Source organism: Mycobacterium sp., assembly GCF_049683355.1.
Taxonomy (GTDB): Bacteria; Actinomycetota; Actinomycetes; order Mycobacteriales; family Mycobacteriaceae; genus Mycobacterium.
Genome location: NZ_JBAUJB010000118.1, coordinates 1 through 3,808 on the forward strand (window position 1 = coordinate 1; position 3,808 = coordinate 3,808).

At 65.9% G+C, this 3,808-nt stretch carries 3 protein-coding genes and 2 pseudogenes; 2 read left to right on the forward strand and 3 right to left on the reverse strand.

Annotated features, from left to right (window positions below; genetic code table 11):
* Positions 1–153: 153 nt before the first annotated feature.
* Positions 154–640: pseudogene (locus WA944_RS07295) on the forward strand (aldehyde dehydrogenase family protein); the annotation flags it as partial.
* 26 nt (positions 641–666) lie between these two features.
* Positions 667–1,074: pseudogene (locus tag WA944_RS07300) on the forward strand (nuclear transport factor 2 family protein); the annotation flags it as partial.
* Between the two features lie 89 nt (positions 1,075–1,163).
* Here the strand turns inward: WA944_RS07300 and rlmN are convergent.
* Genes rlmN through frr form a run of 3 tightly spaced genes read right to left on the reverse strand, consistent with a single transcriptional unit; the run spans position 1,164 to position 3,748 of the window.
* Positions 1,164–2,270: a dual-specificity RNA methyltransferase RlmN gene (gene rlmN, locus WA944_RS07305; protein WP_526369972.1), complete on the reverse strand. Its 1,107-nt coding sequence runs from the start codon at positions 2,268–2,270 to the stop codon at positions 1,164–1,166.
* A gap of 37 nt (positions 2,271–2,307) precedes the next feature.
* Entirely contained in the window at positions 2,308–3,189 is an 882-nt protein-coding gene (locus WA944_RS07310) for a phosphatidate cytidylyltransferase (RefSeq protein ID WP_526369970.1), read from the reverse strand.
* A 1-nt stretch (position 3,190) separates the two neighbouring features.
* A complete protein-coding gene (gene frr, locus WA944_RS07315) occupies positions 3,191–3,748 on the reverse strand; it encodes a ribosome recycling factor (protein ID WP_370329877.1) in 558 nt (185 codons plus the stop codon).
* Positions 3,749–3,808: the final 60 nt, after the last annotated feature.

Below are 3,808 nucleotides of genomic sequence, written 5' to 3' on the forward strand. Positions count from 1 at the left end.
TCTAGCTTTAGGAGTTGACCATCACTCCAGGCGGCAACGGTGCTCACCGGCCGGCGGCTCGGTGATCAGCCTCCCGCTCCAGAGACAGAATCCCCGTCAAGGACACGCTGATCAACACCCATTAGGCCCCGCCCGGCGCAAGATCCACTACGAGGGCGCGCGATCCTGGCCGCCGGTGCCCCGACGGTGAAGAAGACGCTGCTGGAACTGGGAGGCAAATCCGCCCACATCGTCCTCGACGACGCCGACTTCTCGGCGGCGTTGCCGATGGCCGCGATGATGGCGTGCGTGATGTCGGGGCAGAGTTGCATCCTTCCCAGCCGGATCGATCCTGTTGCCCCGCAATCGTTATGACGAAGGTGTCGAGGTCCTCAAAGGGATGATGGAGGGCTTCCCCGTCGGCGATCCGTGGACTCCGGGCAACATGCAGGGCCCGCAGATCAGCGAAGGCCAGCGGCAGAAGGTCCTCGGCCTGATCCGCTCCGGCATCGACTCCGGCGTCCGCCTGGTCACCGGCGGGGGAATCACTTCGGCATCGGCAGCCCGTTCGGCGGCACCAAGCAGAGTGGGCGGCTATCGCAACGGCGACGAGGGCTACAAGGAGTACCTGGAGGCCAAGACCATCGGCATGCCCGAGTGAGCGACGCTTGCGAGCGAACCAAGGATATGAGCGACGCTGAACAAATCGCCGCACTGCTGTACCGGTACGCCCGGGCCGTGGACTCCAAGGACTGGGAGCTGTACCGGTCGGTGTTCACCACCGACGCCCACATCGACTACTCGTCGGCCGGTGCGGCAGTGGGTTTCCGCGACGAGGTCGCCGACTGGCTCGCCGCAGGGTTCGGTGCGATCCCGTGGAGCATGCACTACATCACCAACATCGAGATTCTCGCCAACGACGGCACCTCAGCGACGGTGCGGGCGATGTTCTATAACCCGATGCAACTGCCCGGGATGTCGGAGCAGAGTTCCTGCGGCGGCTACTACCGTCACGAGTTGGTGCGCACCCCCGGCGGCTGGCGCAGCCGCCACCTGCGTGAAGAGAACGTCTGGTTCGTCAACGCTCCTGCCGGGGCCGAAACCGACTGCGCTGACCACGAGAGTCGACTACTGCAGGCAATCACCGAGTGCGGGCCTGCAGAACTCGGATCTCGTGCGTGTGCTCAAGCCTCGGCGGCCAATTGGCCGCAGGCAGCGGCGATTTCGCGTCCGCGGGTGTCACGCACCGTGCACGAGACGCCGCGCTCCCTGACCCTCCTGACGAACTCCCGTTCGGCGGGCTTCGGGCTGGCGTCCCACTCGCTGCCCGGTGTCGGATTGAGCGGAATGAGATTGACGTGCACCAGCGAACCGAGCGCCCCGTGCAGTTTCTTTCCGAGGAGGTCCGCTCGCCACGGCTGATCGTTGACGTCGCGGATCAGCGCATACTCGATCGACACCCGCCGGCCGGTGACGTCGGCGTAGTAGCGGGCGGCATCGAGTACTTCGGAGACCTTCCACCTGTTGTTGACCGGCACCAGGGTGTCGCGCAGCTCGTCGTCCGGGGTGTGCAGTGACACCGCCAGGGTGACGTTGAGTCGTTCGTCGGCGAGCTTGCGGATGGCGGGCGCGAGCCCGACCGTCGAGACGGTGACCGATCGCGCCGAGATGCCGAATCCATGCGGTGGCGATGCTGTGATTCTTCGGACTGCGGCAACCACCCGGTTGTAGTTGGCCAGCGGCTCGCCCATGCCCATGAAGACGATGTTGGACAGCCGGCCACCATCTCGAGATCGCAGCTCGGCACTCGCCGCCCGTACCTGTTCCAGGATCTCGGCGGTCGACAGGTTGCGTTGCAGACCGCCCTGACCGGTCGCGCAGAACGGGCAGGCCATGCCACAACCGGCCTGCGAGGAGATGCAGACGGTGTTGCGGTCCGGATAGCGCATCAGCACCGACTCGAACGTCGTCCCGTCGACGGCGCGCCACAGCATCTTGCGGGTCTGGCCGGCATCGCACTCGATTTCCCGGGTCGCCGTCAACAGCGTGGGGAACAGCGTCTCGGCGACCTGGGTACGGATCGTCGCGGGTAGGTCGGTCATCTGCTCCGGGTCGGCGGTGAGCCGGCCGTAATACTGATTGGCCAGCTGCTTGCCGCGGAACGCCGGCAGTCCGAGATCGGCGACGGCCGCGGTGCGCTCGGCGTCGTCCAGGTCGGCGAAGTGCCGCGGCGGCTTGGCGCGGCGCGGCGGGTCGAAGACGAGCGGCAGGGCCGCGGGAGAATCAGACATGTGCGCCCAAGTATCGCACCTGCCGGGGCTCACCTGCTCAGGCCAGCAGGGTCAGCACGATCCAAGTGGCCACGGCCGAGGGCAGCATGGCATCGATACGGTCCATCATCCCGCCGTGGCCCGGCAGCAGATTACTCATGTCCTTGATGCCCAGGTCGCGCTTGAACTGCGACTCGACCAGGTCACCGAGCGTGCCGGTGATCACCAGCATCACGCCCAGGGCGAGGCCGGCCCACCACGGCTTGTCCAGCAGGAACATCACTGCCAGCACGGCCGCGGTGACGCCGAACAACAGCGAACCGGCCAGGCCCTCCCATGATTTCTTGGGACTGATCGCCGGCGCCATCGTGTGCTTGCCGAAAAGGACCCCCGCCACATAGCCGCCGATGTCGGAGAAGACGACCCCCAGCATCAGGCAGAAGACCCGGTTGGCACCGTCGTCGGGGTAGATGAGCAGCGCGCCGAAACTGGCGAACAGCGGGACCCAGGTCGCGAGGAACACCGTGGCGCTGATGTCGCGGGAGTAGTTCTGCGGCGCGTGGTTGAGTCCGCGCCCGACCAGGCGCCAGATCATGCACACCACGACCGTGCCCGCGAAACCGCCCAACGCACCCGCCGGTCCGAACGGCCAGGTCAGCCACAGCGTGGCCTGTCCACCGACGAGCAGCGGGATGAGCGGGATGTGGTAGCCCGCTTCCTCGAGTCGTTGGCTGACCTCGTAGGTGCTGATGGCCACCGCGACGGCGACCAGGGCGAGCCACAGGTAGGGCGCGAACAGCAGGATGGCGATCAGCCCGCCGCCGAGGAGAACCCCCACGGCAATGGCAGCGGGCAGGTTGCGCCCCGCGCGCGACGCCTTCTTCTGCGGCGGTTCGCTGACCGGCTGCTCTGCCACGGGAATCGCTTGCTGATCGGTCACCTCAGACCTCCAGCAGCTCGCCTTCTTTGTGCTTGACCAGCTCGTCGATCTGGCTGGTGTACTGGTGGGTGCTCTTCTCGAGGTCCTTCTCGGCGCGGGTCACCTCGTCCTCACCGGCGTCGCCGTCTTTTTTGATGCGGGTCAACTCCTCCATCGCCTTGCGACGGATGTTGCGGACCGACACCTTGGCGTCCTCGCCCTTCGATTTGGCCTGCTTGACCAGATCGCGGCGGCGCTCCTCGGTCAGCTGCGGGATCGAGACCCGGATGACGTTGCCGTCGTTGGTGGGGTTGACACCCAGGTCGGAGTTGCGGATCGCGTCCTCGATGTTGCGAAGTTGGTTGGCCTCGTAGGGCTTGATGACGATCAACCGGGCTTCGGGCACGTTGATGCTGGAGAGCTGGGTGATCGGGGTGGCCGAACCGTAGTAGTCGATGTTGATGCGGTTGAACATGCCGGGATTGGCCCGACCGGTGCGGATCGACGCCAGATCGTCCCGCGCCACCGACACGGCCTTCTCCATCTTCTCCTCGGCATCGAAGAGCGTTTCGTCGATCACTGTGCTCCTACTTTCCTGCTCCCCGCGTGCGCGGTAGTCCGTCGATCATGTGGTGACCAG